At 69.0% G+C, this 25,573-nt stretch carries 17 protein-coding genes; 10 read left to right on the top strand and 7 right to left on the bottom strand.

All coding sequences use genetic code 11. From position 1 onward, the window contains the following. Positions 1-5: 5 nt before the first annotated feature. Positions 6-497 carry an RNA polymerase sigma factor gene (locus ACG00Y_RS04600; protein WP_394476424.1) on the top strand — a complete coding sequence of 164 codons (492 nt, stop codon included), beginning with the start codon at positions 6-8 and terminating at the stop codon, positions 495-497. A 2-nt stretch (positions 498-499) separates the two neighbouring features. After that, positions 500-1,543 (top strand): FecR family protein, encoded by a 1,044-nt coding sequence (locus ACG00Y_RS04595; RefSeq protein WP_394476422.1) that lies wholly within the window; start codon positions 500-502, stop codon positions 1,541-1,543. A 223-nt stretch (positions 1,544-1,766) separates the two neighbouring features. Here the strand turns inward: ACG00Y_RS04595 and aspS are convergent, their stop codons facing one another. The 6 genes from aspS to ACG00Y_RS04565 all read right to left on the bottom strand — a co-directional run bounded on the left by aspS (position 1,767) and on the right by ACG00Y_RS04565 (position 8,347). Beyond that, positions 1,767-3,557: an aspartate--tRNA ligase gene (gene aspS, locus ACG00Y_RS04590; protein ID WP_394476420.1), complete on the bottom strand. Its 1,791-nt coding sequence runs from the start codon at positions 3,555-3,557 to the stop codon at positions 1,767-1,769. Positions 3,558-3,654: 97 nt separating this feature from the next. Then, a complete protein-coding gene (locus ACG00Y_RS04585; protein WP_394476418.1) occupies positions 3,655-4,341 on the bottom strand; it encodes a DUF502 domain-containing protein in 687 nt (228 codons plus the stop codon). A gap of 12 nt (positions 4,342-4,353) precedes the next feature. After that, the gene (locus ACG00Y_RS04580; RefSeq protein WP_394476417.1) at positions 4,354-4,668 is read right to left on the bottom strand and encodes an FmdB family zinc ribbon protein; all 315 of its coding nucleotides are present in this window, start codon (positions 4,666-4,668) and stop codon (positions 4,354-4,356) included. A 53-nt stretch (positions 4,669-4,721) separates the two neighbouring features. Next, a complete protein-coding gene (locus ACG00Y_RS04575; protein WP_394476415.1) occupies positions 4,722-6,185 on the bottom strand; it encodes a high affinity choline transporter 1 in 1,464 nt (487 codons plus the stop codon). A gap of 66 nt (positions 6,186-6,251) precedes the next feature. After that, positions 6,252-7,814, bottom strand: a complete 1,563-nt coding sequence (gene ubiB / locus ACG00Y_RS04570) for a ubiquinone biosynthesis regulatory protein kinase UbiB (RefSeq protein ID WP_394476413.1) — start codon at positions 7,812-7,814, stop codon at positions 6,252-6,254. Continuing rightward, positions 7,811-8,347, bottom strand: a complete 537-nt coding sequence (locus ACG00Y_RS04565) for a hypothetical protein (RefSeq protein WP_394476411.1) — start codon at positions 8,345-8,347, stop codon at positions 7,811-7,813. The genes ubiB and ACG00Y_RS04565 overlap by 4 nt, the downstream gene beginning before the upstream one ends. A gap of 128 nt (positions 8,348-8,475) precedes the next feature. Between ACG00Y_RS04565 and ACG00Y_RS04560 the strand changes: the two genes are divergently transcribed. From ACG00Y_RS04560 to rfbC, 8 genes are all read left to right on the top strand, one after another. Further along, the gene (locus tag ACG00Y_RS04560; protein ID WP_394476409.1) at positions 8,476-9,864 is read left to right on the top strand and encodes an undecaprenyl-phosphate glucose phosphotransferase; all 1,389 of its coding nucleotides are present in this window, start codon (positions 8,476-8,478) and stop codon (positions 9,862-9,864) included. Continuing rightward, a complete protein-coding gene (locus tag ACG00Y_RS04555) occupies positions 9,854-11,092 on the top strand; it encodes a porin family protein (RefSeq protein WP_394476407.1) in 1,239 nt (412 codons plus the stop codon). Before ACG00Y_RS04560 ends, ACG00Y_RS04555 begins: the two co-directional genes overlap by 11 nt. Next, entirely contained in the window at positions 11,089-12,105 is a 1,017-nt protein-coding gene (gene galE / locus ACG00Y_RS04550; RefSeq protein ID WP_394476406.1) for a UDP-glucose 4-epimerase GalE, read from the top strand. The genes ACG00Y_RS04555 and galE overlap by 4 nt, the downstream gene beginning before the upstream one ends. Before the next feature lie 12 nt (positions 12,106-12,117). Continuing rightward, on the top strand, positions 12,118-13,560 hold the full coding sequence (locus ACG00Y_RS04545; protein ID WP_394476404.1) for a mannose-1-phosphate guanylyltransferase/mannose-6-phosphate isomerase: 1,443 nt from the start codon (positions 12,118-12,120) through the stop codon (positions 13,558-13,560). Between the two features lie 3 nt (positions 13,561-13,563). Further along, a complete protein-coding gene (rfbB, locus tag ACG00Y_RS04540; protein WP_394476402.1) occupies positions 13,564-14,625 on the top strand; it encodes a dTDP-glucose 4,6-dehydratase in 1,062 nt (353 codons plus the stop codon). Between the two features lie 85 nt (positions 14,626-14,710). Further along, on the top strand, positions 14,711-15,592 hold the full coding sequence (rfbD, locus tag ACG00Y_RS04535; RefSeq protein ID WP_394476400.1) for a dTDP-4-dehydrorhamnose reductase: 882 nt from the start codon (positions 14,711-14,713) through the stop codon (positions 15,590-15,592). 8 nt (positions 15,593-15,600) lie between these two features. Beyond that, positions 15,601-16,488, top strand: a complete 888-nt coding sequence (gene rfbA, locus ACG00Y_RS04530; protein WP_394476398.1) for a glucose-1-phosphate thymidylyltransferase RfbA — start codon at positions 15,601-15,603, stop codon at positions 16,486-16,488. A gap of 2 nt (positions 16,489-16,490) precedes the next feature. Then, positions 16,491-17,042, top strand: a complete 552-nt coding sequence (gene rfbC / locus ACG00Y_RS04525; RefSeq protein ID WP_394477483.1) for a dTDP-4-dehydrorhamnose 3,5-epimerase — start codon at positions 16,491-16,493, stop codon at positions 17,040-17,042. A gap of 95 nt (positions 17,043-17,137) precedes the next feature. Here rfbC and ACG00Y_RS04520 read toward each other — a convergent pair whose 3' ends face one another. After that, entirely contained in the window at positions 17,138-25,564 is an 8,427-nt protein-coding gene (locus ACG00Y_RS04520) for an LEPR-XLL domain-containing protein (RefSeq protein WP_394476396.1), read from the bottom strand. Positions 25,565-25,573: the final 9 nt, after the last annotated feature.

The following is a 25,573-nucleotide window of genomic DNA, read 5'->3' as shown; positions in this document are numbered from 1 at the left end:
CGCCCATGACGGCAGCCTTGGTCACGAACTTGCGCGAGACGCTGGCGCGGGTGCGCGGCGCCCTGATGCGCCGGGGCCGCAACGCGCACGAAGCCGATGACCTGGTGCAGGAAGCCTGGGTTCGGCTTGCCTGCTACGAGCGCGACCAACCCGTCGAGCGGCCCGAAGCCTTCCTGATGCGCACCGCCCTCAACCTGTCCGTTGACGCCCATCGCGCGCAGACGACCCGAGGTGAAGAAGTCCTCGTCGAGGATGTCGTCATCATCGACTACGCGCCCACCGCCGAGGCCACGTTGCTCGCCAAGGAGCGGCTAGAACGCTTAAGCCTCGGCGTCAGCCGCATGAGCGAGACCACGCGGAGCATCTTCCTGGCCCACCGACTCGACGGGCTGACCATCGTGGAGCTCGCACGGCTGCACGGCCTGAGCACCACGACGGTCCACAAGCACATCGCCAAGGCCACGCTGCAGCTCACGACCTGGCTGGAAGGCTGGTAGCGATGGATCGCCCTCAGGCGTCCGCCGGGGCGGCGGAGCCCGAGGGACCGCCGCTCGTAACGAAAGACGTGGCCGCCGAGGCTGCCGTATGGATCACCCGCCTGCATGGCGGCCACCGCACCCCTCAGATGGAGCGGGAGTGCCGCGCCTGGCAGGCGCGCTCCGCCGCGCACCGGCTGGCGTTCGAGCGCTGCACCGACACCTGGCAGGACGTAGCCAGCCTCACGCTGGCCGGCTACGCCACCGCGACTGCGGCCCGCGAACCAGGCAGCCGCAGGGCAGCGCGGTCCTTGCCGTGGCGCTCCAGCCTGGCCATTGCCTTGGCGCTGGTGGCAAGCGTGCTGGCGCTTCGACCCTGGAGCGCCGGGGATGATTTCGACACCGGCGTCGGCGAACAACGCGTCGTGGTGCTTCAAGACGGCACCCGCCTGTCGATGAACACCTCCACCCGAATCCGCGTGGACTTCACTGAGTCCCAGCGAACAGTCAAGGTGGAGCGCGGCGAAGCCCTTTTCGAGGTCGCCAAAGATCTCAGCCGCCCGTTCGTCGTCCAGGCCGCTCGCACTGAAGTCGTCGCCACCGGCACGGCGTTCCTCGTGCAGGCGTCGCCCGCAGCCAAACCGGGTGACCAAGCGCTTGCCGTGACGCTGGTTGAAGGCCAGGTGGTGGTGCGAAGTGCTGCCGGCGAGAACCGCCGACTGCAAAAGCCGCTCGTCATGGTGCCCGGCCAGCGCCTGCGCCTCAGTCGTTCCGCTGAAGCGCAGCGCCCTGCCACGGCGACCCGCGTGGATCGGCCGCAGATGGATCAGGCGCTGGCCTGGCGGCGGGGCGAGGCCCGCTTTGACAATGTGTCGCTGCTCGAAGCGGTGAATGAGATGAACCGCTACGACCGCGTGCCGATCGTCGTGGCCGGCATGGCGGGCGAGAAGCGCGTGAGCGGCGTGGTCAAGACGGGCGACAACGCCAGCTTCGCCGAAGCCATGGCCAGTTTGCATGGCCTGGTCGTGCGCAACCATGGCAATCGGCTGGAACTCGTACAGCCGTAGGCCTGTTGCTCACCCCAGCGCACTGGCTGACATGGGCTTGGCGCGGCGGAGTTGATACGAATGGTGAACACGAAGCCAGCCTCCCGGGAAGGCATGCAGTTGCGCTTCACTTCGCTCGCTGTGACCAGCTCGCGGGATGACTTGCACCTCCAGGATGTGCGCCCATGCTGGGCGCACCCCAACAAAAAACCCGCCGAAGCGGGTTTTTGTGGAGCCGGCCCGGTCAGGCCGCCGGCGTCACATTGCGCAGCCGGATGTGCAGCTCGCGCAGCTGCTTCTCATCGACCAGCGACGGCGCGCCGGTCAGCAGGCACTGGGCGCGCTGGGTCTTGGGGAAGGCGATGACGTCGCGGATGGACTCGGCCTTGGTCATCATCGTGACGATGCGGTCCAGGCCGAAGGCCAGGCCGCCGTGCGGCGGCGCGCCGTACTGCAGCGCGTCCAGCAGGAAGCCGAACTTGATGCGCTGGTCTTCCTCGCTGATGTTGAGCGCCTCGAAGACCTTGGCCTGCACCTCGGCGCGGTGGATACGCACCGAGCCGCCGCCCAGTTCCCAGCCGTTGAGCACCATGTCGTAGGCCTTGGCGATGCAGGCGCCAGGGTCCGTCTTCATCAGCTCTTCGTGGCCGTCCTTGGGCGCCGTGAACGGGTGGTGCACGGCGGCCCAGCGGTTGTTGTCCTCGTCGTGCTCGAACATCGGGAAGTCGACCACCCACAGCGGCGCCCACTTGTCCTCGAACAGGCCATTGGTCTTGCCGAACTCGCTGTGGCCGACCTTCAGGCGCAGCGCGCCGATGGCGTCGTTGACGACCTTGGCCTTGTCCGCGCCGAAGAACAGCAGGTCGCCGTCCTGGGCGCCGGTGCGCTTGAGGATCTCGGCGACGGCCTCGTCGTGCAGGTTCTTGACGATGGGCGACTGCAGGCCTTCGCGGCCCTTGGCCACTTCGTTGACCTTGATCCAGGCCAGGCCCTTGGCGCCGTAGATCTTGACGAACTCGGTGTAGGCGTCGATCTCGCCGCGGCTCATCGCCGCGCCCTTGGGCACGCGCAGCGCGACGACGCGGCCGCCCGGCGTGGTGGCCGGGCCGCTGAAGACCTTGAAGTCCACCGTGGTCATCGCGTCGGTCAGCTCGGTGAACTCGAGCTTCACGCGCAGGTCGGGCTTGTCGGAGCCGAAGCGGTGCATGGCTTCCGCGTACTTCATGACCGGGTAGTCGCCCAGCTCGACGTTCAGCGCCTTGCGGAAGACGTGGCGGATCATGCCCTCGAACATCGAGCGGATCTCTTCCTCGGTGAGGAACGAGGTCTCGATATCGATCTGCGTGAACTCGGGCTGGCGGTCAGCGCGCAGGTCCTCGTCGCGGAAGCACTTGGTGATCTGGTAGTAGCGGTCGAAGCCCGACACCATCAGCAACTGCTTGAACAGCTGGGGCGACTGCGGCAGCGCGAAGAAGTGGCCGTCGTGCACGCGGCTGGGCACGAGGTAGTCGCGCGCGCCCTCAGGCGTGCTCTTGGTCAGCATCGGCGTCTCGATGTCGACGAAGCCGTGCTCGTCCAGGAACTTGCGCACTTCCATCGCCACGCGGTAGCGCAGCATCAGGTTGTTCTGCATGTACGGGCGGCGCAGGTCCAGCACGCGGTGCGTGAGGCGCGTCGTCTCGCTGAGGTTGTCCTCGTCGATCTGGAACGGGATGGGCACCGACGGGTTCAGCACCTCGATCTCGTGGCACAGCACCTCGATCTTGCCGCTGACGAGGTTGGCGTTCTCGGTGCCGGCCGGGCGCGCGCGCACCTTGCCGACGATCTTGAGGCAGAACTCGCTGCGGACGTCTTCGGCGATCTTGAAGCTGTCGGCGCGGTCCGGGTCACAGACGATCTGGACCAGGCCTTCGCGGTCGCGCAGGTCGATGAAGATGACGCCGCCGTGGTCGCGGCGGCGATGGGCCCAGCCCATCAAGGTCACGGTCTGGTCGAGCAGCTTTTCGCTGACTTGTCCGGCATAGCAGGTACGCATGGTGTTCTTCTCCGAATTCTTGTCGAGGGGTGTCTGGTGGGCGCTGACGGGCTCAGGGGCCCTCAGGGTTGAACGCCGGCCGGGGCGCTCAACCCTGCTAATTTCGGCCCGGCTGATTTCGTGCCGCGTCCGGCGTCAACGCGACCGCATCGCCAACGTGCGGCAGCGGCGCCACGGTGCCCATCGAGATGATGTATTTCAGCGCCTCGTCCACCGTCATGCGCAGGGGCTTGACGTCCACCTTGGGCACGATGAGGAAGAAGCCCGAGGTCGGGTTGGGCGTGGTGGGCACGTAGAGGCTGACGTGCTCGTCTTCCAGATGGCAGGCCACCTCGCCGCTGGGCGAGCCGGTGACGAAGGCAATGGTCCAGGAGCCGGCGCGCGGGTACTGCACGAGGACGGCCTCGCGGAAGGCATTGCCGCTGCTGGAGAACAGCGTGTCCGACACCTGCTTGACCGAGCTGTAGATGCTCTTGACGATGGGGATGTGGGACATCAGCCGGTCCCACTGCGTCAGCAGCCACTGGCCGAAAATGTTGGCCACGAAGACGCCCGTGGCCAGCAGGCCGCCGGCCAGGATGAGCGCGCCAAGGCCCGGCACGTTCTGCAGGCTCAGCAGGTTGTCGCGCCAGGCGTAGGGCAGCACCAGCGCGATCGCGGACAGCAGTGAGCCGAACACGCCGTTGACGACGTCCAGCACCTGACCCAGCACCCAGATCGTGATGGCCAGCGGCAGCCATACGAGCAGGCCGGCGACGAGGTATTTGCGTAAGGAAGCGCCCACGAAGATCCCTGGTCAGTGGCAGGCGCAGGAGCCGCCGCCATGCGTGGACGGCGACGTGCTGGCAGCCTCGGACTTGGGCGCTTCGCTGGCAGCGGGCGCAGCAGCGGCACCTGTCGCCGCCGCTGCAGCCGGCGCGGCCGTGCCGCCGCCCTTGAAATCGGTCGCGTACCAGCCCGAGCCCTTGAGCTGGAAGCCGGCAGCGGTGACCTGCTTGGAAAAGCTCTCGGCCGCGCAGGCGGGGCAGGTGGTCAGCGGCGCGTCGGACAGCTTCTGCAGCACGTCCTTGGCGTGGCCACAGGCGCTGCAGCGGTAGGCGTAAATCGGCATGGTGGGCTCGCGTGGGTCTCGGGAGACGAAAAGCCCGCCATTTTAGGGGAGGCTCAGCCGTGGGGCTTCAGATGGTGGCTGACATGCTCGTGGCGGTCGGTCAGCACCTGCGGCGCGAGCGACCCCACCACCATGCCGACGAGCGCGGCCAGCAGGCCGGCCAGTTGGCCCGGGAAGAACTCGCCCCAGGTCGACACCTGCGGGAAGAAGGCCACCCAGACGGCGATGCCGGCAAAGATCGAGAAGATGGCGCCCTGCGTCGTCGCCCGCTTCCAGTACAGGCCGAAGACCAGCGGCGTGAAGGCAGCCACCAGCGTGACCTGGTAGGCCGCGCTGACCAGGTCATAGATCGGCGTGCCCTGCAGCGCGATGGCATAGGCGAGCACGGCGCCGGCGAAGACCACCAGCGTCACGCGCATCGCCAGCAGTGCCTGCTTGTCGCTCATCTCGGGGCGGATCTGCTTGAGGATGTTCTCGACGAAGCTGGTCGTCGGCGCCAGCAGCGTGGCCGACGACGTGCTCTTGATAGCCGACAGCAGCGCGCCGAAGAACAGGATCTGCATGAACAGCGGCATGTGGCCCATGATGAAGGTGGGCAGCACGCGCTGGTAATCGTTCTGCGCCAGGTCCAGCGCCTGGTCGCCCATGACGACCACCGCCGCCAGCACGATGAACATCGGCACGAAGGCGAAGGCGATGTAGCCGAAGCCGCCGATCATGGCGCCGCGCTGGGCGGTCTTGGCGTCCTTGGCGGACATGACGCGCTGGAACACGTCCTGCTGCGGGATGGAGCCCAGCATCATCGTCAGCGCCGCGCCGATGAACATGGCGATGTCGGTGAAGCTGGGCTCGGGGAAGAACTTGCCCAGGTCCCGCTGCACGGCCAGGTCCAGCACCTTGGCCGAGCCGCCGGCCAGGTCGGCGGAGAACACGGCAATGATGCTCAGGCCCACGACCAGCACGATCATCTGGATGAAGTCCGTCCAGGCCACGGCCAGGAAGCCGCCGATGACGACATAGACCAGCACCGCCAGCAGGCCGACGATCATGCCCATCTCGGGGCTCATCGCGCCGTTGGTCAGGATGCTGAAAACCAGGCCCAGCGCCGTGACCTGGGCGGCCACCCAGCCCAGGTAGCTCAGGATGATGGCCAGCGAGCAGAAGATCTCCACGCCCTTGCCGTAGCGCTGGCGGTAGAAGTCGCCGATGGTCAGCAGGTTCTTCTGATAGAGCTTGGCGGCGAAGAAGGCCCCCACCAGCACCAGGCACAGGCCGGCGCCGAACGGGTCCTCGACGATGGCGCCCAGGCCACCCTGCACGAACTTGGCCGGGATGCCCATGACCGTCTCGGCGCCGAACCAGGTCGCGAAGGTGGTCGTGATGACCATGACCAGCGGCAGGCTGCGGCCGGCGACGGCGAAGTCCGATGTGTTCTTGACCCGCGTACCGGCCCAGACGCCGATGCCCAGCGTGCCGAGCAGGTAAAGCACGACGAAGACGATGAGCGTGGTGTTCATGGGCGTGGAAACGGATGGGCCGGAAAAATTCCGCGCGGATTATGAAGGCGGCGCGCCGGCGCCGAGCTAGAAGCCCAGGTCCAGGAAACGCAGCGCCACCCATGCAAGAGCGATGCCGAAGGCGAACCCGACCGCGCCCCAAAGCAGGCCCGACAGCAGCCGGTTGGTGCTGCGCAGCTCGCGCACCAGCGAGCGCAGCTCGGCGTCGCCACCGCGCTGGGCCTGGCTCTTCAACGCGTCGTGCAGCAGGCGCGGCAGCGCGGGGACGAGCTGGGCAAAGCGCGGCGCCTCCTTCAACAACTGCTTGTTGAATGCCGGCCAGCCGACCTGCTCGTTCATCCAGCGCTCCAGGAAGGGCTTGGCCGTGGCCCAGAGGTCCAGCTCCGGGTCGAGCTGCCGGCCCAGGCCTTCGACGTTCAGCAGGGTCTTCTGCAGCAGCACGAGCTGGGGCTGGATCTCGACATTGAAGCGACGCGAGGTCTGGAACAGGCGCATCAGCACCTGGCCCAGCGAGATGTCCTTCAGCGGCCGGTCGAAATGCGGCTCACACACGGCCCGGACCGCGCTCTCCAGCGCATCGACTCTCGTCTCGGGCGGCACCCAGCCGGAGGCGATGTGCAGCTCGGCCACGCGCTTGTAGTCGCGCTGGAAGAAGGCGATGAAGTTCTGCGCCAGGTAGTCCTTGTCCACCTCGGTCAGCGTGCCGATGATGCCGAAGTCCAGCGCGATGTAGCGGCCGAAGGTCTCGGGCGCCAGGCTGACCTGGATGTTGCCGGGGTGCATGTCGGCGTGGAAGAAGCCGTCGCGGAACACCTGCGTGAAGAAGATGGTCACGCCGTCGCGCGCCAGCTTCTTGATGTCGACGCCCGCCTCCTCCAGCACGGTGCGCTGCGAGATCGGCACGCCCTTCATGCGCTCCATGACGATGACTTCCGGGCTGCACAAGTCCCAGTGCATCTCGGGCACCATGATGATGTCCAGCCCGGCCATGTTGCGGCGCAGCTGGGCGGCGTTGGCGGCCTCGCGGACGAGGTCCAGCTCGTCGTGCAGATACATGTCGAACTCGGCGACCACCTCGCGCGGCTTCAGTCGCCGGCCGTCGGCGGAGGAGCGCTCCACCCAGGCGGCCAGCTGGCGCATCAGCGAGAGGTCGTCGTCGATGATGTCCAGCATGCCCGGGCGCAGCACCTTGACGGCCACCTCGCGGCCGTCCTTCAGCGTCGCGAAGTGCACCTGCGCAATGCTGGCGCTGGCCACCGGCTCGGCATCGAAGCTGGCGAACAGCTCCTCCAGCGGCCGGCCGAAGGCGCGCTCGACCAGCTCCCGCGACTGCGCCGCCGGGAACGGCGGCACGCGGTCCTGGAGCTTGGCCAGCTCCAGCGCCACATCGTGGGGCAGCAGGTCGCGCCGCGTCGACAGCACCTGGCCGAATTTCACGAAGATGGGGCCCAGCCGCTCCAGCGCGAGGCGCAGGCGCACGCCGCGCGGCTGCTGCCAGCGGCGCCCCAGCCGGGTAAGGCGCCTGAGGACCTGGAAACGCCGCCGGCTCAGGCCCGACAGGGCGAGGTCATCGAGACCGAAGCGCCAGACCGTCCACAGGATGACCAGCAGCCGCGAGACAAACCTCATGCGCCACTACCGGACATCTTGGGCGCGAAGCGCTCGGCCATGCCCGACAAGGTGCGCCGCAGCGCGCGGCCGAACTGCGCCAACTGGCGGGCCGGCAGCGGGCCGACGATGCCGGCCAGATCGTCCTCGATGTCCCAGCGCAGGTTGTCCATCAGCCAGTGCATCTCGCCGGCGAACGCCGCGTCGCCCTGCACGCTGACGCGCGGCGCCTCGCCGCTGAGCGCGCCCAAGGCAAGCTTCGCGGGATTGGAAGCGTCGATTTCGATGCGCAGGCCGCCGGCGCCGGCAGGCGCCTCCTCGACCCGCTCGAACAGGCCGGCCGGCGTCACACCCAGTATCAGGTCGGGCGCCGCCGGCAGCAGCTTGGGCCACTGCGCCAGGTGCACGACCAGCCCACGCCCGGCCAGCGGCCGCAGCCGCTGCGCGGCGATGGGTTCGCGCGACACCACATGGTTGATCAGCAGCACGAGGCGGTCCTGGAGGACCGGCGTCAGCAGCGGCGCGAGGGAAGGCAAGGGCCAGGGGGCAGACATGCCGAAGATTGTAGGCAGCGGACCCTGAACAGGGGACGAGCCTGGAACGGCTGTCAAACTTGTTGGTACAGAATCCCGGATCGATTTTTGCGTACCCATGCCCACACAGGCCACCGACCCCCATCACGATGTTTGAGGACCGCAGCTACAAGAGGACGTTCTACAGCGCACCGCAGTCGGTCGAATCGCTGATTGCCGCGTTCCTGGAGCCCGGCATCATCGTGCTGACCTTCCTGCTGGTGAACGGGCACTTCGAAGAGCCGGTCATGCGCCCGACGCTGACGCTGTGCCTGCTGATCTTTGCACTGACCTTCCCGGGCCGGAATCGCTTCAACGACCACCCGGCCAGTGCGCTGGTGGATGTGGTGTCGTCGTGGCTGGTGCTGCTGGGCATCCTGCTGCTGTGCGGCTACGCCACCAGCAGCCTGCATTACTTCGAGAACGAGGTGCTGATCTCCTGGGCGGTCATCACGCCCATCGTCCAGATCGCCGCCATCGAGATGGGCCGCCGCATACAGCGCTGGCGCGCCCGCGACCCCAGCGCCCGCCGCACGGCCGTCGTCGTCGGTGCCGGCACGCTGGGCCACAAGGTCACCCGGGCGCTGCGCGACACCCAGGGCGTCATCTGCCTGGGCTACTTCGACGACCGCAACCGCGAGCGCCTGCACCCGGACGCGGGCGGCGAAATACTGGGCCCGCTGACCAAGCTCGCCGAATTCGTCCGCGAAAAAGGCGTGCGCGAGGTCTACATCACGCTGCCGCTGGGCTCGCAGCCGCGAATCGTCGAGCTGCTGGAGCAGGTGCAGGGCACGACCGCCTCGCTGTTCTTCGTGCCCGACGTGTTCGGCATCAGCATCATCCAGGGCCGCCTGCAAGACATCTCCGGCGTGCCGGTCGTCGGCATCTGCGAGACCCCCTTCACCGGCACCAACCAGCTGGTCAAGCGGGTCAGCGACATCGTGCTGTCGTCCATCATCCTGGTGCTGATCTCGCCCATCCTGCTGGCGCTGGCCATCGGCGTGAAGCTCAGCTCGCCCGGCCCCGTCATCTTCAAACAGCGCCGCAACGGCCTGGATGGCGAGGAAATCATCGTCTACAAGTTCCGCTCGATGCGCACGCAGGACAACGGCGCCGTCGTCAAGCAGGCCACCAAGGGCGACTCGCGCATCACGCCCTTCGGCGCCTTCATCCGCAAGACCTCGCTGGACGAGCTGCCGCAATTCATCAACGTGTTGCAAGGCCGCATGAGCATCGTGGGCCCGAGGCCGCATGCGGTCGCCCACAACGAGGAATACCGCAAGCTCATCAAGGCCTACATGGTGCGCCACAAGGTCAAGCCCGGCATCACCGGCTGGGCCCAGGTCAACGGCCTGCGCGGCGAGACCGACACCATCGACAAGATGATCGCGCGTGTTGAATACGATCTGGAGTACCTGCGCAACTGGTCGCTGGCCCTCGATCTGCAGATCATTCTGCGCACGGTGCGGCTGGTCGTATTTGATCGTCATGCCTATTAAAAAACCTCTTCGACTCGATGCTCGCGTTCCGCTGGCGCTGGCAGCAGCCGCTGCGCTGGCGCAGCCGGCGTTTGCGCAAACTGACGACACGACGCCCTTCTACGCGGGTGGATCGCTCGGCGTCTCCCACGTCTCCAATGTCTACCGCGAACCCAACGCGCCGAACAGCGACACGGTGACCAGCGCCGGCTTGCTGGCGGGTATCGACACTCGCCTCGGGCGCCAGCATCTGACGCTGGACGGCTCGCTGCAGAACAACCGCTACTCGACCAACAGGGACCTGAACTACCGCTCGCACAGCCTGCGCGCCGCGCTGAACTGGCAGACCGTCGGCAACCTGTCCGGCGTGCTGAGCGCCAAGTCGGACGAATCGCTCGCCGACTTCAACATCGGCGGCGTCGATCCGACCGTCATCGCGCGCAAGAAGAACATCGAGAGCAACGACGAGTACCGAGCCTTGGTGCGTCTGGGTGTTGCCACCCGCTACACGCTGGAAGGCAGTTGGACACATCGCCGCCGCGACTTCACGGCGGCTGAGTACGACCGCTTCGTCTACCGGCAGGACACGGGCTCCTTCGGCGTCTACGCCACGCCGGCGGGCAATGTCAGGCTGGGACTGGCTGCGAGACGCACCGAGGGGTCGAACCCGCGCTATCCCGTCATCGAGTTGACGCCGATTCCGCGCCTTGTCATCCTGCCCAACGACTACACGCGTGAAGACATCGACTTCACGACCAACTGGCGCGTTGGCGGCAGCAGCACGGTGAATACGCGCATCAGCCGCAGCAAGACCAAGAACAGCCTGGATCAGCTGCGAGATTTCAGCGGTACGACCGGCAGCGTGGGATGGACCTGGACGCCCTCTTCAAAGCTGCAGTTCAACGCTCAGTACTCGCGCGACACCGGCCAGGAAAGCGTGGTTCGCTCAACGGACTTGGATCGCGTGTACACGTCCTGGCAGTTGGGCAGCACCTATGCGGTCACGGGCAAGGTCTCACTCAGCGCACGTGCGACAAACAACAGCGCACGCCGCAACAGCGACTCGGGCGCGGCCGTTTCCGACGCTCTCGAGGACACCAGAAGCTACAACGTCGGCCTTCGCTGGGCTTATTCCCGCTCGTTCAGTGTCAGCTGCCAGTACGACCGCATCAGCCGGGACCACAGCCAGAGCATTTACGCCTACAGCGCCAACAGCTACGGCTGCACCGGCCAACTCCTCGTGTATTGATGACGACCATTCTGCTCACCGGCGCCGCCGGCTACATCGCCTCGCACACCTGGCTCGCACTGCAGCGGGCCGGCTACCGGGTCGTCGGTGTCGACAACTTCGTCAACAGTTCGCCCCGTGTGCTGGAGCGCCTGGCCGAACTCGCGACCGCGCCCATCGAGTTCGAACGCGGCGACGTCTGTGACGCGGTACAGATGGACGAGGTCTTCGATCGCTACCGGCCGGCCGCCGTCGTGCATTTCGCGGCCTACAAGGCGGTGGGCGAATCGGTCAGCAAGCCGCTGGCCTACTACCGCAACAACCTCGGCGGCCTGGTCAATACCTGCGAGGCGATGCAGCGACACGGCTGCTCGCGCATCGTCTTCAGCTCCAGCGCCACCGTCTACGGCGCGCCGGAGTCGCTACCGCTGCGTGAGGACGCGCCGACCTCGGCCACCAACCCCTACGGCGCCACCAAGCTGATGGGCGAGCAGATCCTGCGCGACCTCGGCGTGGCCGACAGCACTTGGCAGACCGCCTGCCTGCGATATTTCAACCCGGTCGGCGCCCACGAGAGCGGCCGCATCGGCGAAGACCCACGCGGCACGCCCAACAACCTGATGCCCTACGTCGCCCAGGTGGCCGTGGGCCGTCGCGACAAGCTGGCCGTCTTCGGCAACGACTACGACACGCCCGACGGCACCGGCGTGCGCGACTACATCCACGTGACCGACCTGGCCGAAGGCCATGTCGCTGCGCTGCGCCGGCTGTTGAATCACCCCGGCTCGCTGACCGTCAACCTCGGCACCGGCCAGGGCTACAGCGTGCTCGACCTGGTGCGCGCCTACGAGGCCGCCAGCGGCCGCAGCGTGCCCTACGAGATCGTCGCGCGCCGCGCCGGCGATATCGCGGCCTGCTGGGCCGACCCGACAATGGCCCGCGAGTTGCTTGGCTGGGAGGCCCGGCTGGACCTCGCCCGCATGTGCGAGGACAGCTGGCGCTGGCAGCACACCAATCCCCAAGGTTTCGACTGAACTAAAAGCATCATGGCTTCCAAGACCTCCGTACTGCCCGTCATCATGGCCGGCGGCTCCGGCACCCGGCTCTGGCCGCTGTCCCGCGCCGGCTATCCCAAGCAGTTCCTCGTGCTGTCCGGCAACGAGAGCCTGTTCCAGCTGGCAGCGCGCCGCCTGGCGGCGCTGGCCTCGCCCGAATTCGAACTGGCCGACCCCTGCATCGTCGGCAACGAAGAGCACCGCTTTCTGGTGCTGGACCAGTTGCGCGAAACGAAACAGGAACCCAGCAGCGTGCTGCTCGAACCCCTGGGCCGTAACACCGCGCCTGCGCTGACGCTGGCGGCGCTGGCCGCACTCGAAGGTGGCAACGACCCCGTGCTCGTCGTCACGCCCGCCGACCAGACCGTCACGAATGGCGCCGCCTTCACGGCCGCGCTGCAGGACGCCGTCCGCATTGCCGCCGAGGGTGGCATCACCATCCTGGGCATCACGCCCGACCGGCCCGAGACCGGCTACGGCTACATCCGCACGCAAGGCGATGCCGGCGGCCTGGCCGTGGCCCAGTTCGTCGAGAAGCCCGACCTGGCGACCGCACAGCGCTACCTCGCCGAGGGCGACTACTACTGGAACAGCGGCATGTTCGTGCTGCGGGCCAGCGTCTGGGTCAAGGCGCTGGAGCGCTTCCGCCCCGACATCCTGGAGACGACGCGGGCCGCCTGGGCCGTGCGCAAGACCGACGCCAAGTTCGTGCGACCCGGCAAGGCGGAATTCGCACTCGTACCCAGTGAGTCTGTGGACTACGCCGTTATGGAGCGCTGCCCGGGCACCGACATCCCGCTGCGCATGGTGGCGCTGGACGCCGGCTGGAACGACCTCGGCGCCTGGGAAGCCGTCTGGCAGGTGGCGGACAAGGACGAGAACGGCAACGCCTTTGTCGGTGACGCGATCATTGCCGACAGCCAGAACACCCTCGTGCACGCCACCAGCCGCCTGGTCGGCGTGGTCGGCCTGAAGGACATCGTGGTCGTCGAGACGCCCGACGCCGTGCTGGTCAGCGACCGCTCGCGCAGCCAGGAGGTCAAGCAGATCGTCAACCGCCTGGGCGCCGAGCAGCGCGGCGAGCACGCGCTGCACCGCAAGGTGCACCGCCCCTGGGGCTGGTACGACAGCATCGACAACGGCCCGCGCCACCAGGTCAAGCGCATCATGGTCAAGCCGGGCGCGTCCCTGAGCCTGCAGATGCACCACCATCGCGCCGAGCACTGGATCGTCGTCAGCGGCACCGCCGAGATCGTCAACGGCGACAAGACCATCCTGCTGACCGAGAACCAGTCCACCTACATCCCGTTGGGGCAAACGCACCGCCTGGCCAACCCCGGCAAGGTGCCGCTGGAAATCATCGAAGTCCAGTCCGGCTCATACCTGGGCGAGGACGACATCGTCCGCTTCGAAGACACCTACGGCAGGGCCTGAACCATGACCATCCTCGTCACCGGCGGCGCCGGCTTCATCGGCAGCAACTTCGTGCTCGACTGGCTGCGCCAGTCGGACGAGCCCGTCGTCAACCTCGACGTGCTGACCTATGCCGGCAACCTCGAAAACCTCGCATCACTGGACGGCGACGCCCGCCACATCTTCGTCAAGGGCGACATCTGTGACCGCGCGCTGATCGACAGCCTGCTGGCCACGCAAAAGCCGCGGGCCATCGTGCACTTCGCGGCCGAGAGCCATGTGGACCGCTCCATCAGCGGCCCCGGCGCTTTCATGAAGACCAATGTCGACGGCACCTTCACGCTGCTGGAAGCTGCCCGCGCCTACTGGGGCGCGCTGGAAGCCGAGGCCAAGGCCGCTTTCCGCTTCCATCACGTCTCGACCGACGAGGTCTATGGCTCGCTGAAGGCTGATGACCCGCCCTTCGCCGAGACCAACCCCTACGAGCCGAACAGCCCCTACTCGGCCAGCAAGGCCGCCAGCGACCACCTCGTGCGCGCCTGGCACCACACCTATGGCCTGCCGGTCGTCACGACCAACTGCTCCAACAACTACGGGCCCTATCACTTCCCCGAGAAGCTGATCCCGCTGATGATCGTCAACGCGCTGGCGGGCAAGCCCCTGCCCGTCTATGGCGACGGCCAGCAGATCCGCGACTGGCTCTATGTGACCGACCACTGCAGCGGCATCCGCGCCGTGCTGGCCGGCGGCAAGCTGGGCGAGACCTACAACATCGGCGGCTGGAACGAGCAGGCCAACATCGACATCGTCAGGATCGTCTGCGCCCTGCTGGACGAACTGAGGCCCGACCCGGCCGGCCCCTATGCGCGCCTCATCACTTATGTGAAGGACCGCCCCGGCCACGACCGCCGCTACGCCATCGACGCCCGCAAGATCGAGCGCGACCTGGGCTGGCGCCCGGCCGAGACCTTCGAGACCGGCATCCGCAAGACGGTGCAGTGGTACCTCGACAACCCCGAGTGGGTCGCCCGCGTACAAAGCGGCGCCTACAAGGACTGGGTCTCCAAGCAATACAGCGCAGCATGAGCATGACCGAGCGCCGGGCCGCGCCAAGCCGGTCATGCATCCCCTCGGGGGATCGTCCGACGTACCCGGCGGACGAGGGGCAGACATGAAGATTCTTCTCCTCGGCAAAGGCGGCCAGGTCGGCTGGGAACTGCAACGCTCGCTGGCCGTGGCCGGCGAGGTCACGGCCCTGGACTTCGACGACGGCGGCGACTTCACCAAGCCCGACGAGTTGCTTGCCCGCGTGCAGGCGCTGGCCCCCCAGGTCATCGTCAACTCCGCCGCCCACACCGCCGTCGACAAGGCCGAGAGCGAGCCCGACCTCGCCCGCCAGATCAATGCCACCACGCCCGCCCTGCTCGCCATCGAGGCCAAGCGCCTGGGCGCGCTGTTGGTGCACTACTCGACCGACTACGTCTTCGACGGCAGCGGCGATCAGCCGCGTGACGAAGAGGCCCCCATCGCGCCGCTGAGCGTCTACGGCGTCACCAAGGCCGAGGGTGAGGACGCCATCCGCGCCAGCGGCTGCCAGCACCTGATCCTGCGCACCAGCTGGGTCTATGCCGCCCGCGGCGGCAACTTCGCCAAGACCATGCTGCGCCTGGCCGCCGAGCGCGAGCAGCTCAAGGTCATTGCCGACCAGATCGGCGCGCCCACCGGCGCCGACCTGCTGGCCGACCTGACGGCCCACATGCTGCGCGCCGCCCGCGCCAATCCGGGCTTGAGCGGCACCTACCACGCGGTCGCCGGTGGCGAGACGAACTGGCACGACTACGCCCGCTTCGTCATCGAGTTCGCACGCAAGCAGGGCAAGCCCATCAAGGTCGCGCCGGACCAGATCCTGCCGATCCCGACCAGCGACTACCCCACGCCCGCCCAGCGCCCGCTGAACTCGCGCCTGTCCACCGCCAAGCTGCAGCAACGCTTCGGCCTGAGCCTGCCCCACTGGCAGCAGGGCGTCGAGCGCATGCTCACTGAAATCCTTTAAGGCCAATCATGACGAACCGCAAAGGCATCATCCTCGCCGGAGGGTCCGGCACGCGCCTGCACCCGGCCACGCTGGCCGTCAGCAAGCAGCTGCTGCCGGTCTACGACAAGCCCATGGTCTATTACCCGCTGAGCACGCTGATGCTCGCGGGCATCCGCGACGTGCTCATCATCAGCACGCCGCAGGACACGCCGCGCTTCGAGTCGCTGCTGGGCGACGGCTCGCGCTGGGGCATCAACATCAGCTACTGCGTGCAACCCAGCCCGGACGGCCTGGCCCAGGCCTTCATCCTGGGTCGCGACTTCGTCGACGGCCACCCCAGCGCGCTGGTGCTGGGCGACAACATCTTCTACGGCCACGACTTCGCCGGCCTGCTCGACAGCGCCACCCAGCGCGACAGCGGCGCCAGCGTGTTCGCCTATCACGTGCACGACCCCGAGCGCTATGGCGTCGTCGACTTCGACGCCAACAAGCGCGCGCTGTCCATCGAAGAAAAGCCCAAGGCGCCCAAGAGCAACTACGCCGTCACCGGCCTGTACTTCTACGACGAACAGGTCTGCGACATCGCCGCCAACATCAAGCCCAGCCCGCGCGGCGAGTTGGAGATCACCGACGTCAACGCCGAGTACCTCAAGCGCGGCCAGCTCAACGTCGAGATCATGGGCCGCGGCTATGCCTGGCTGGACACCGGCACGCACGACAGTCTGATGGAAGCCGGCCAGTTCATCGCCACGCTCGAAAAGCGCCAGGGCCTGAAGGTCGCCTGCCCGGAGGAAATCGCCTTCCGTGCCGGCTGGATCGACGCCGTCCAGTTGGAAGCCCTGGCCAAGCCGTTGGCCAAGAACGGCTACGGCCAATACTTGCTCAAGCTGCTGACCGACTCGCGCGCCTTCTGATGTTGACCGTCACCCCCACCGCCCTGCCCGAGGTGCTGGTCGTCGAACCCAAGGTCTTCGGCGACGCCCGCGGCTTCTTCACCGAAAGCTGGAACGAGGCGCGCTTCAACGCCGCGCTGGGCTACGACGTGCATTTCGTGCAGGACAACCACTCCCGATCCTCGCGCGGCGTGCTGCGCGGCCTGCACTACCAGCTCGACCCGCATGCGCAAGGCAAGCTGGTGCGCTGCACCTCCGGCGCGGTCTTCGATGTCGCCGTGGACATGCGCCGCTCCAGCCCCAACTTTGGCCGCTGGGTCGGCTACGAGCTGACCTCCGAGAACCACCGCCAGCTGTGGATTCCGCCCGGCTTCGCCCATGGCTTCGTCGTCATCAGCGAGACCGCCGACTTCCTCTACAAGACCAGCGGCCGCTACGCCCCCGAGTGCGAAGGCGCCGTGCGCTGGGACGACCCGGCCATCGGCATTCAGTGGCCGCTGGATGGCATCACGCCGCAGCTGTCGGCCAAGGATGTGGCGGCGCCGCTTCTGGTTGACGCCAAGACCTTCGACTGACCTGCCGCCGTAGGGCGGGTCGCGCCCCGCCAAGCCGGTCGGCATGACGCCACCAAACGGCGGGTCATGACCCGCCCAGGCTCACAAACCCACCGTCACACCACCAACTCCTCCGACCACACCCGGAACCGCGCACCGTCAGCCACCGGCTCCACCACAACCGGTGAAACGTCCAGACTCAGCAACGCCGCCAGCTGACTCGCCAACAACGGCGCCGAATCCGCCGCGAACACGGCAGACGCCTCCCCCCGCACCGGCGCCGCCAACAGCGCCGACATCGTCGGCCCCGAGCCTCCCACCGCCAGCGTCGTGTCGCGCGACTCCTGAAGCGTCTTCAGCGCATTCAGCCAACCCCAGGCATCGGCCGTAGCAGCCGACGGCTGATCAGGCACGGCGGCCACGCTGGCCTGACGCGACGGTGAACCCAGCGCCACCAATTGCTGATAAAGCTGGTCGCCGTCCAGCAGATTGAACGCCGTGCGGCCGTTGCTCGCGCTGTCACGCAGCACAACACCGCGCGGCGCATCCACGTCCAGCTTGTCGGCCTGCACGTCCAACGCCGCAGGTGCCTCCGACGCACCACCGCTCAGCGCCGGGCCCCGGCCGCGCAGCGTCAGCACATCGGCGAACACGTCGGCCGCCGCGTCGGCATTGGCCTCGCTGATCGTGCCCATCGTCGAAGCCAGCACGACCGCCGCCATGGCGCCACCGCCGCTGGCACGCGTGTCGATCTGGCCGATGCGCAGGTCACCGGCCGCCTGCAGCCGCACCTCGCCCGCCTGCGTGGCCAGCACGCCATCGGTCGCCATGCGCAGCGCGCCGCCGGCCGTAGCCCGCATATCTGCACCCGCCGCTGCCAGCGCCAGCCGACCGGCGAGTGCCAGGTCTTGCCCGGCACTCAGGTCAAGCAGCGTCACGGCCGCGTTCAGGCCGGTGCTGCCGCCCTGCAGGTCGAGGCTGGCGCCGGCCAGCGTCAGGTGCGGCGTGGCCAGCGTGCCCAGCGTGGCCACGTCGACGGCAGTCGCGCCCTGGTCGCTGCGACCGATCAGCACCTGGCCGAAGCCCTGCATGGCGCCCAGCTGCGCAGCACTCAGCGCCAGGCCCATGCCGGTACCGCCCACGCTGACACCACCGGCCGCGCCCGCCAGCTCCAGCCGGGCAGCCGCGCTGCCGCTGATGAGGCCGGACAGCGTCAGCGCATCCACGCGGATGACGGCGTTGCCGCTCGTGATGACGACGTTGCCGATGACCAGCTCCGTCGCGCCGACGATGCTCAGAGACCCGCTGCTCAGGTCCAGCCCGCCCTTGAATTCCACCTTGCCGGAAGCCTGCAGCGTCAGGTCGCCGGCCAGCTTCACGTCCGCGTCGAAGCGCACGTTGCGCGCGTCGTTGATGGCCAGGCCGCCGAGCCGCTCGGTGGCGCCGATGGCGCCGCCGAAGACGACGTCCGCGCCGTCGCTGGTGACGACCAGTTGGTCCGCCGCCCCGCCGGCCGTGCCGTCGATGGCGCCGCCTATCGTCACCGGGCCGTCGCCACGGCCGCCACCCTGGCCGCCGGTGATGGTGACGGCGCCGTCGAACTTCAGGCCGCTGTCGATGCTGACCGGGCCCTGCTGCTCGATGCTACCGGCCGGCAGGTTAACGACCGCAGCCGCGCCGCCGGCCTTCAGTGCGACGCTGCCTGTGCCATGGGCCGTCACGCTGCCGCCATCGGCAGGTGCCGTGCCGTCTACGAAGTTGATGCTGCCGTTAGTCGTCGCCAAAGCGATGCTGCCGTTGCCGCCGGTGGTGACGAGGTCAGACTGCGTCGCGTCGTCGATGGTGGCCGTGGTGGTGGCCAGCGCGCTGACGCGACGCACCGAGGCGGCCGTGTCGCCGATGATGATGGCGTCGGCCTCCTGCAGCCAGATGCCACCACCGGCCGCGCGGGCGCTGACGCGCTGCACGGCGATGTCCAGGCGGTCGCTGCCCGTGCCGATGCCGACGGCGGCCGACAGGCGCAGCTGGGCGGCGCTGGCTTCGCTGCCGCTGTGGCCCGCCGCCGCGAGGATGCTGCCGCCGGTGGAGATCAGCGAGATCTGGCCCAGGCCGGCGGCGATTCCGCCGACGGTCAGGTCGCCGCCGGCCTGCACGCGGATGGCGGAGTCGATGACGGCGAGGTTGGCCGCCGCCGTCATGGTCACGGCGCCGCCGGCCTGCACGTCCAGCGTGCGGCCGGTGCGCGTGATGGCCACGTCGGCGGCCACGGTGATGCTGGCGCCGGCCAGCAGGCTGATCGCGCCCGACGAACTGCGCAGCGCGGCGAGCACACCCAGGTCGCCGCCCACGTCCAGCAGCACATTGCCGCCCGACTGAAGCGCCAGGCCGTCGGCATTGCCACCGTCGTTCAGCGCCAGCGTGCCAGCGCCGCCGAGCACCAGCACGACATTGCCGCCGGAGACCAGGTCGGACAGCGCCGCATCGGCGACCGCCGACTGCGTGCCATCGGCGGCGACACGCGACACCGCCACAGCCACGGCATCCACGGCCAGCGCGTCGGCCTCGCTGGCGAAGAAGCCGCCGGCGCCCGTGCCGGCGATGCTGGCCGCCAGCGTGGCCACCTGCAGCTGCAACGGCGCGGCGCCGGTGCCAAAGCCCTGTGTCGTGCCGGTGCCGGTGGTCAGCACGCGCAGCGCGCGGGCGGTCACGTCGGTCTCGGTACCGCCGGCATCGGTGATAGAGCGCGCCAGCAGGCTGACATCGCCCCCGGTCTGCAGCGCGCCGACGCTGAGGTTGAGCACGGCGGACAGGCGCAGCGAGCCGGTGCCGCTGGTGAAGACGCTGCCGTCGGCCATCGTCAGCCCCGCGCCGGCCTCCGCGTCCAGGCTGCCGGCGCCGGCCAGCGTCACATCGCCGCCGGCCGTGAAGTTCAGTTCGCCGCCCGCGCGCAGGCTGGCGTCGCCGGCCGCCGTGATGCCGGCCTTCACGGCCACGCTGCCGGAGACGGCACGCAGCAGCAGCGAGCCGCCCGCATTGACGGCCTGCTCGGTGCTGGCCGTGCCGCCGTTGATGGTCAGGTCGCCGCTGTTGACGGTCAGCAGCAAGGTGCCGTTAGCGGTCAGCAGGTCTTCCTGCGCGCCGAGGTCCACGGCGCTGAGGCTGCCGGTGCTGGAGACGCGCTGCAGGCTGGTGGCGACGCGGTCGATGGTCAGCGCCTGGGTCTGCACGAGCGACAGCAAGGCCGCACTGGCGCTCAGGCTGGTCACGGCCGTTTCCAGCGCATTGGCCGCCGTGCCGGCGGCGCCACCCGCCGTCAGGCGCAGCGCAGAGGCTGTGATGTCGGTCTCGGTGTCGCCCGCCGTGTCGCCGTCGACGATGGCGCCGCCCGCGATCAGCGCGGCGCCGGCCGTGCCGGCATTCAGCGCCTCCAGCGTGATGTCGCGGCCGGCCTGCAGCGCGATCACGCCGTTGGCCGTCTGCAGGCTGGTGCCCTGGGCCTGCGTGAGGTCGCGCACAGCCTGCAGGTCCAGGCTGCGCGTGCTGCCGGTGCTGCTGAGATTGGCGTTCAGCAGCAAGTCGTTGCCGGCGTTCAGCGAGACGATGAGGCCGCTCAGCACGGCGCCCACGGTCAGGTCGCCCGCGCTGGTGACCAGCACCGAGCCCGTGGCGCCGCTGGCCGCGTTGAAGCTCAGGTTGCCGCCGCCGGCCAGCACCAGGCTGTCGCTGCTGGACAGGCCGGCCAGGGCCGCGTCGGTGACGGCGGCGGTGGCCACCGTGCCGTCGGTCTGCACGCGCGAGCCGGAGAACGCGGGGAGACTGTCCACCACCAGCGCGCCGCTGACCTGAGACAGGTAAATGCCGCCGCCGGCTGTGGCCACGCCCAGGCTCTGCACGGCGATGTCGAGCGCGTCCGCGCCGCTGCCGACGCCGTCGGTGGCTGCGGTGCCCGTGGTCCGCAGCACGAGGCTGGCGGCGGTCAGGTCGGCCGTCGTGGCGCCGTCACCGGCGAGGTCCTTCACCTGGCTGGCGGTGACGCTCATCGCGCCGCTGCCCGCGTCCAGTTCAGCCAACGCCAGCGCGCCGGTGGCGGCCAGGCGCAGCGCGCCGCCGCCGCTGGCGACGCGGCTGCCCTGGGCCTGCGTCCAGGCGCCGCCGGCTTGCGCGTCGATGGCGCCGCCACTGCTGCGCACGCTGCCGGCTGCGGCCTGGGTCACCGCGCCGCCGGCCAGCAGGCTGAGGGCACCGCCGTTGCTGGCCACGGCCGCGTTCAAGGTGACAGCGCCTGTCGCGTCCAGCCGAATCGCCCCGCCTTGCGACTGCACGGCGGCATCCACCGTCAGCGCGCCGCCCAGCAGGCGCAGCACCAGTGGCGAGTTGCCGCTGGACAGGCCTTGCACTTCAGTGGCCGTCAGCGTGCTGACGCTGCCGTCGGCACCGACACGCTGGACGGTGCCGAAGTTCGTGCCCAGCGCGCCGTTGATGGCCAGCCCGTCCGTCTCGTCGATGAAGACGCCACCGCCCGCGCTCGCGCCGAGGTAGTCCGCCGCCGTCTCCACCGCATTGCCGGCCTGGCCGATGCCGGCCGTGGCGATCAGCACCAACTTGCCCGCCTTCAGGTTGACGCTGCTGTCGCCAGCCGCGTCGGCGTCGGTCAGGCTGCCGCCGGCATTGATCGTCAGCGACTTGGTGCTGCCCACGTCGACGACGCCTACGCGCACGTCGCGCACGGCTTGCAGCAGCGCGGCGCCCTGGGCGGTGGCACTGACGCCGGGGTTCATCAGCAAATCACGGCCGGCGGACAGGTCCAGGCCAGCCGCCGCGTTCACGTTGTCCTGCACGTGCAGGTCGCGCGCTGCGGCCAGCGTGATGACGCCGCCGCTGGTCAGCCCGCCGCTGAGCAGGCCCACGACCAAGTCGTTGCCTGCGGACAGGTGCATGCGCTGGGCCGTCACGGCCACACCGACGACGAGGTTGCCGCCGGCCGACATCACCAGGCCGGCCGCGCTGCTGATGCCGCGAAGCTCTGCCTCGGCGGGCCGCATGGCCAGCGTGCCATCGGCCTGCACGCGCGTGAAGCTGCTCGCCGCAATCGCGTCGACGATCACGGCGTCGGCTTCGCTGATGAACACACCGCCCGCGCCTGCCGATTGGGCCGCCAGGCGCTGCACCTGCAGCGACACGGCATTCGCAGCGCTGCCGATGCCATCGGACGTGCCCGTGCCGGTGCTGATCAGTCGGGCGTCCGAGGCCACCAGGTCGATGCCGTTGCCCGCAGCACTGACGATGTGCGTGCCTTGCAGCCAGGCCTCTGCATTCCCGGCACTGAGCTGGCCCAGGGTCAGCACGCCGCCGGCCTCCATGCGCAGCCGGCCACCGGCCGTGTTCACGGTTGTGCCGGCTGCGAGCGTGATGGCACCACCGGCCTGCTCGTCGATGACCTGAGCGGCCGTGGTGACGCTGCCCGTTGCGGCATGCGTGATCGCGCCGCCAGCCTGCAGCGTGACGAGGCCGCCGGTGCTCGCCACCGCCGCGTTGACGGCCAGCGCGCCGCCCGCACCGACACGCACATGTGAACCGGCAATGGAAGTCGCATTGACGGCACTGTCCAGCGACACGGCGCCGCCCGCGGTCAGCACGATCACGCCATTGCTGTTGGACAGACCTGCGAGCGCGCTGGAGGGCGTCAGTGCCGTGACGGTGCCGAGCGCGCCGACGCGGTTGACCGCTGGGTCGGCCACGCTGCCGACGCTGATGTCGTCGGTTTCATTGAGCACCATGGCCCCGCCGGCCGAGGCGGCCAGCTGCGCCACGTGCAGCGCGAGCGGTACGCCGCCCGTGCCGATGGAGCCGCCCGCCTGAAGGCGCGCTGCGCCGGCGGTGAGCGTGGTGCCCGTGGTGGCGGCGACGTCTTGAGTCGCCACGACCGCGACCGTACCCGTGCCGGCGTCCACGCTGCTCAGCGTGACGAACGGCGCCTGCAGCCGCAGGTGGCCGCCCGCCGTGGCCAGCACCGTCGCGGCGCCTGCGGACAGGCTGGTGCCCGCGCGCAGGTCCAGCGTCTGGCCGGCGCTGCGGGTGCGCACCTCCGTGCCGGTAGCGGCCACCGCACCGGCCGCGAGCAGGCTGATGCTGCCGCCCTGCGCCAGCACGTCGCTCTGGACGTAGAGGTTGAACGCCATGGACTCCAGCAGGATGTGGCCCGTGCCATTCGCATGCACGGGGCCCTGCACGGTCAGGTCGCTGGCGGCATTACGCACGACGACGGCGCCGCTGCCGGCCGTCGTCAGGCCGCTGGACGTGACCGTCAGCGCCGTCTCCTCGGCAATGAAGATGCCGCCGGTCGTGCCGCTCACTGTCGCCGTCAGGCTGCCGATGGCCGTGCGCAGCGGCGCGCTGCCGGTGCCGACGCCGTTGAGGGCCGTGAGCGACACGATCGCTGCTTCGCCCACCAGGTTGGCCGCGTCGCCCGCGAGCGCATCGAGGATGGCGCCGCCGGTGGACGACAGCGTGATGCTGCTGGCCGCGTTGATGATGCCCACCTTAAGGTCGCCCACCGACTGCAGCGCGATGGCGCCACTGGGACCGGCGTTCAGCGTGATGCCGGACAAGTCCAGCGCCGCGCCGCCGCTGAGCGTCAGGCTGCCGCCGACGGTCGTCACGTTGGCGGCCAGTGTCAGGCTGCCCGTGCCGCTGCTGATCGCGACGGCCGAGGGACCACTGGCGGTGATGGGTGCGGCCACGCTGGCCGAGAACGCGTCGGCCGCGCTGAGCGTCACCGCGCCGCCCTGCACGGCGATGGGCGCGAGCAGGCTGATGTCGGAGCCGGTGCCGAGCGCCGAGATGCTCAACGCACCGCTGGTCGCCAGGCTGATGCCGGCGCCGGCCGCCAGCGTGATGTTGCCCGGCCGCGCGCTGCCGTCATTGCTGCTGACGCCGGCCTGGCTGGTCAGCGAGATGCCGTTGGTGCCGGTGAGGCCCGTCTGCGCCAGGCGCAGCACGGTGACGCTGCCGTCGATGGCGGTGTCCGAGAAGCGGCTCGTCGAACGCGCCGCGTTCTCGCTCAGCACGATGTTGCCCTGGCCGCTGTTGACGACGTCCAGCTGGTTGACTTCCAGGTTGGGCAGGTTGACGCCGGTCACCGCAGTCGCGGTTAGCGACAGCGCGCGCAGCGGCTCGGAGACGCCGTCGCCCGGCTGCAGATCGACCTGCTGGATGAGGCCGGTCGCGGAGGTCATCGTGACCGTGTCGACCTCGGTGAAGTTGTTCAGCGTGATGTTGGCGCGCGCGTCCAGCACCAGCGACTTGGCCGGGCCCAGCTTGAGGCCGCGCTCGGGGCTGTCCTCCGCATTGACGGCGGTGATGTGGTTGCCGAACACCGTCAGCGAGCCACCCACCACCGGACCGACATCCTCTGCCGTGCCGACGCGCACGTCGCCGCTGCCCGCCACCGCATGGCCGGAGGCCGACCAGCCGAAGGTGTACTGCGTAAAGCCGCTGCCGAAGGCCTTCATCTCGGCAGCCGTCAGCTGCAGCGCGCCGGCCGTGGGCACGCCCGGCAGGTAGAACAAGTCCATCGGCGTGGACAGCGTCGACGGGCGCAGCGTGACCGTGCCGGTGCCGGCGATGGCGCCCGAACCGAGCGCGCCGGAGAGCATGTCGATGGAGTCCGCCTCCAGCAGGATGCTGCCGCCCTGCTGCAGCAGCACGGAGCCGTTGAAGACGACGCGGTCGGCGCCCAGCACCGTCAGGTTGCCGCCGCTGCCCAGCGTGATGCCCTGCGCGAACGTGACGATGCCGCCGGCGGTGATGGTCAGGTTGCCGTTGACCTCCACGGCTTCGTGGAAGGTGACGTTGTTGGCCTGCGTGATGGTCAGGCCGGACAGAAGGTCGCCGCCTTCGCTGCCGTCGTCGACGGCGCTGTAGATGTTGATGTTGCCGTTGGTCGCGGCCTTCAGCGTCAGCTGGTCGGTCGTGCCGCTGCTGTTGCCGCCCAGATAGTGCGTGTTGTTGCCGCCCAGCGCGATGGAGCCGCCGGACTCGATCGTGAGGCTGCCGCTGATGCGCACCGAGTCAGCGTTCGTGTAGCTGCCGCCGGCCGTGACGTTGCCGTTCAGCACGTTGGTGTGGCCGGAGCCAAAGGCGGTGTAGTTGCCGGCGACGAAGAGGTCGCCGTCTTGAAGGATCTCACCGCCGGGGCCGTCGGCGTAGAGGGTCAGATCTCCACCGACGATGACCGGCGAACCATCGGCGTTGCCGATCCGGATGGTGTCGCTGCTGCCCGGCGTGCCGATGACGGACTTGCCCTGGGCGATCAGCGTGGCGGCGTCGATGGCCTCCGGTTGGTAGGCGCCGTCCGCGTCGCCGGCGGCGCCGGTGTCGGGCGGCAGCGCGATCAGCACGGCCCCCAGCACGGGGTCGGCCGACAGCAGCACGCGGGGCTCCAAAGCTTCCAGATGCCAGGCGCGGGCGCTCGGCTTGACAGCCAAGGGAGCGGAAGGCGCGGCTTCTCGCCAACGGCGCGGCAGCAGGGAGCGGAGTTTCACGGGGGTGTT

The organism is Pelomonas parva (genome assembly GCF_043555835.1).
GTDB lineage: Bacteria > Pseudomonadota > Gammaproteobacteria > Burkholderiales > Burkholderiaceae_C > Pelomonas > Pelomonas parva.
Note: the sequence above shows the minus strand (reverse complement) of the source record. Positions and strands in the feature narration are given on the sequence as shown.